At 73.2% G+C, this 4,404-nt stretch carries 2 protein-coding genes; both read left to right on the top strand.

Annotated elements, in window-relative coordinates; genetic code table 11:
- Positions 1-2,404 (top strand): type I polyketide synthase (locus ACPXCS_RS39510; RefSeq protein ID WP_425971243.1); only part of this gene is annotated, 2,404 nt, incomplete at its 5' end.
- A partial coding sequence (locus tag ACPXCS_RS39505; protein ID WP_425971241.1) for a type I polyketide synthase occupies positions 2,401-4,404 on the top strand: 2,004 nt, incomplete at its 3' end. The genes ACPXCS_RS39510 and ACPXCS_RS39505, both read left to right, overlap by 4 nt.

The following is a 4,404-nucleotide window of genomic DNA, read 5'->3' as shown; positions in this document are numbered from 1 at the left end:
CGGCCCGGCGTTCCAGGGCCTGAGGGAGCTGTGGCGCAAGGGCAGCACCGCCTACGGTCTGGTTCGACTTGCCGAGGGCCGGCCGGCGGACGGCTTCGGTATCCACCCGGCCCTGCTCGACGCCGCCCTGCACGCCCTGGCCGGGGTCCGCGAGGAGCAGGGGGAGGACCGGCCGGTCTTCCTGCCGTTCGAGTGGACCGGCGTCGAACTCCACGCCGCCGGCAGCACCGAACTACGCGTGCGCCTCACCCTGGACGAGACCGGAACCGGCCTCGGCATGCTGGTCGCCGACCCGGCGGGACGGCCGGTCGCCGAGGTGAGCGGCCTCTCCATCCGGGAGGCCACCGCCGACCAACTCCGCTCCACCGATGCCGTGGAGCACCTCTACCACGTGGACTTCCGCCCCTCGATGCTCCCGCAGGTGCGGGAGACGACGGCCGGCGGCACCTGGCTGCTCGGTGAGAACACCGAGCTCTCCGAGATCCTGGAGGCCCGACATGTTGCTGATGTGGATGTACTGCTGGCCCGCGTCGATGATGAGTGGGCAGCGCCTGCTCGACTGGTGGTCGACGCGACCACGGCGGACACGCCCCCGGGTGGTGGCGCAGCGTACCGGCTGACCGCCGAGACACTGCGCACTCTGCAGAGCCTGGTGGGAGACCCCCGCCTGGCCGAAGCGGAACTGGTATGGATCACGCGCTCGGCCATCGGCGCGGACGACGATGTCCGCGACCTGGCCCACGCACCCCTGTGGGGCCTGCTCCGCGTCGCGCGGAGCGAGTACGCCGAGCGCGTGATCCGCCTGATCGACCTCGGCACGGCGGCGGACGACGCCCTCCTGCCCGCGGCCCTCGCCCTGCCCGGCGAACCCGAGATCGCGATACGCGACGGCGAGATCCGCACCGCCCGACTCGTCCGCACCACCACGGCCCCCGCAACCGGCACCACGGCCCCCACAGCCGGCGCCGCAGCCGGCACTAACGCCCCCGCAGCCGGCACCACCGAGGACAAGACCCCCCGGCCCCCGGCAGCCACCCCGCTCGCCCCCACCGGCTCGGTGCTGATCACCGGCGGCACGGGCGAACTGGGCCGCGCCCTCGCCGGCCACCTGGTCCGTGAGCACGGAGTACGCCATCTGGTGCTCACCTCCCGCCGCGGCCTGGAGACACCCGGCGCCACCGACCTCGTCGAGGAACTCACCGGCTCCGGTGCCCAGACCGTGCAGGTGCTCGCCTGCGACGCAGGCCGGCGCGAAGACCTCGCCCTCGCCCTCGCCGCCGCGGAAGCCGACCACCCCTGGACCGGCATCTTCCACCTCGCCGGAGTCCTGGACGACGGACTGCTCGCCACCCAGGACGCGCACCGCCTGGAACAGGTCTGGGCCCCCAAGGCCGCCGGCGCACTCCACCTGGACCAACTCACCCGGGAACAGGGCCTCGACCTCGCCGCCTTCGTCCTCTACTCCTCGGCCGCAGGCGTCCTCGGCGGCGCGGGCCAGGGCAACTACGCGGCGGCCAACGCCTTCCTCGACGCCCTCGCAGCCCGTCGGCGGGCGGACGGACTGCCCGCCCTCAGCCTCTCGTGGGGCCTGTGGCGACAGGCCGGTCTCGGCCTCACCGCCGGACTCGGCCAGGCCGAACTGGCCCGCCTGCGGCGCGGCGGCATCGGCGCCCTCAGCACCCGGCAGGCGCTGACCGCCCTGGACGCCGCGCTGGAACTGCCGCACGCCCACCTCGTCCCCGTCAGGCTGGAACTCACCTCGCTCCAACGCGAGGTGGACAACGGGGCAACCGCCCCCGCCCTCCTGCGGAACCTGCTGCGCGCCACCTCCAGGCGCCGCGCGGGCGCGGCCACCGGCTCGCCCTCAACGCTGCGCGAGCAGTTGCTCGCCCTCCCCGACGACCAGCGCCTGCCGCACCTCTCCCGGCTGGTGCAGCGCGAGGCGGCCACCGTCCTCGGTCTGCCCGCGGCAGACGGGGTCGGCGCCGACCAGGTCCTCAAGGACCTCGGCATGGACTCGCTCATGGCGGTCGAGCTGCGGCGCCGTCTTGCCGCCGAGACCGGCCTGACCCTGCCGTCCACCCTCGCCTTCGACCACCCGACACCGTCGGCGATCGCCGCCCTCCTCCTCGTCAAGCTCGATGTCGGCTCCGCCGCCGGGGCAGGGACGGCCACGGGCGCGCGCATCACCCGCCACCAGATCGACAACCTGGTCGATCTCCTCCGCGCCACCACCCCGGCCCAGATGGAGGAACACGGCCTGGCCGCGAGCCTCCTCGCCCTGCGCGACGGACTGGCCCGGAGCGCACCCGCCCACGAAGAACAGCCGGAAACCGAGATCGACACCGGCACCACCGATGACCTTCTGCAGTTCCTGGATCGCAAGCTTGGAGTGAGCGAATGAGCGCGTCCGAAGTCGGCAAACTCGAAAAGCTCGAAGCCTACCTGCGGCGGACGACCAACGCGCTCGTCGAGACCGAGAAGGAACTCAGCGCCGAACGCGCCGCCCGCACCGAGCCGATCGCCGTGGTGTCCATGGCCTGCCGCCTGCCCGGCGGCATCGACACCCCCGAGGCGTTCTGGCAGCTCCTCGCCGACGGCGGCGACGCCATCGGCGGCCTGCCGCAGCGCTGGCAGGGCCTGGACCTGTACGACCCGGACCCGGAGGCCGTCGGCAAGAGCTACGCCCGCGAAGGCGGCTTCATCGACGACGTCGAGGGCTTCGACGCCGCCTTCTTCGGGGTCAGCCCCCGGGAGGCCCTGTCGATGGACCCGCAGCAGCGCCTCGTCCTGGAAACCTCCTGGGAGGCACTGGAGCGCGCCGGCATCCGCCCCGAGACGCTGAACGAGAGCCGTACCGGCGTCTACCTCGGCACCATGAGCTCCGACTACGGCAACCAGCAGGGCGCCGACCTGGACGCCCTCGACGGCTATGTCAGCACCGGCAACGCCTCCAGCGTCGTGTCGGGCCGCGTCTCCTACACGCTCGGCCTCCAGGGCCCGGCGGTCACCGTCGACACCGCCTGCTCGTCCTCGCTGGTCGCCCTCCATCTGGCGATCCAGGCGCTGCGCCAGGGCGAGTGCGAACAGGCCCTCGCCGGCGGTGTCACGGTGATGAGCACGCCTGCCTTGTTCGTGGAGTTCAGCCGGCTCAAGGGCATGGCGGGGGACGGACGGTGCAAGTCCTTCTCCGCCGGCGCCGATGGTGCGGGCTGGGCCGAGGGCGTGGGGGTGCTGCTGCTGAAGCGGCTGTCGGCGGCCGAGCGCGACGGCGACCGCGTGCTGGCCGTCATCCGCGGCAGCGCGGTGAACCAGGACGGCCGCAGTCAGGGTCTGACCGCCCCCAACGGCCCCTCCCAGCAGCGCGTCATCCGCGACGCCCTCACCGCCGCCCGCCTGACCCCCGCCGACATCGATGCGATCGAGGCGCATGGGACGGGTACGTCGTTGGGTGATCCGATCGAGGCGGGTGCGCTGGCCGAGGTCTTCGGGCCCGAACGCCCCGAGGGCCGGCCGGTGTGGCTGGGTTCGTCCAAGTCGAACATCGGGCACGCGCAGGCGGCGGCCGGTGTGGTCGGCGTGATCAAGATGGTGCTGGCGCTGGAACACGGCATCCTGCCCGCCACGCTCCACGCCGACGAGCCCACACCCCTGATCGAGTGGCACACCAGCGGCCTCGCGCTGCTGAACGAGGCCCGCCCGTGGAAGCACGACGGCGAGCGCCTCAGGCGCGCCGGCGTGTCGTCGTTCGGCCTCTCCGGAACCAACGCCCACGTCGTCATCGAGGAGCCCCCGGCGGCCGAGGCCGCTCCCACCGAGGGAGAGGCCGCTGCACCGGTCCCCGTACCGGTGGTGCTCTCGGGCCGGAGTGAGGCAGCGCTGCGTGCCCAGGCCGGACGCTGGGCGTCCTGGCTGGGGGAGCGGGGCGACGTGTCCTTGTCCGATGTGGCGCTGACCGCTGCCCGTCACCGCACGCACTTCGCCTCGCGGGCGAGTGTGGTGGCTTCGGATGTGGCGGGTCTGGTGGAAGGGCTGTCGGCGTTGGCCGAGGGTCGTTCGCTGGATGCGGTGGTGTCCGGTGTGGCCGAGGCACGCGGGAAGGTGGTGTTCGTCTTCCCGGGGCAGGGTTCGCAGTGGCCGGGGATGGGGCGTGCGCTGCTGGAGTCGAGTGCGGTGTTCGCGGAGGCGGTGGGCCGGTGTGATGCGGCTCTGCGTCCGTTGACGGGCTGGTCGGTGCGTGAGGTCCTGGCGGGAGCCGGGGGCGATCACCCGCCGGTGGACCGTGTGGATGTGGTGCAGCCCGCCCTGTTCGCGATGGGCGTCGGGCTGGCGGCGGTGTGGCGGTCGCTGGGCGTGGAGCCGGCCGCGGTGGTGGGGCATTCGCAGGGCGAAGTGGTCGCTGCT

Origin of the sequence: Streptomyces sp. DT190 (assembly GCF_049846985.1) — a bacterium.
Taxonomy (GTDB): domain Bacteria; phylum Actinomycetota; class Actinomycetes; order Streptomycetales; family Streptomycetaceae; genus Streptomyces.
This window is presented reverse-complemented; position numbering and strand designations above follow the sequence as displayed.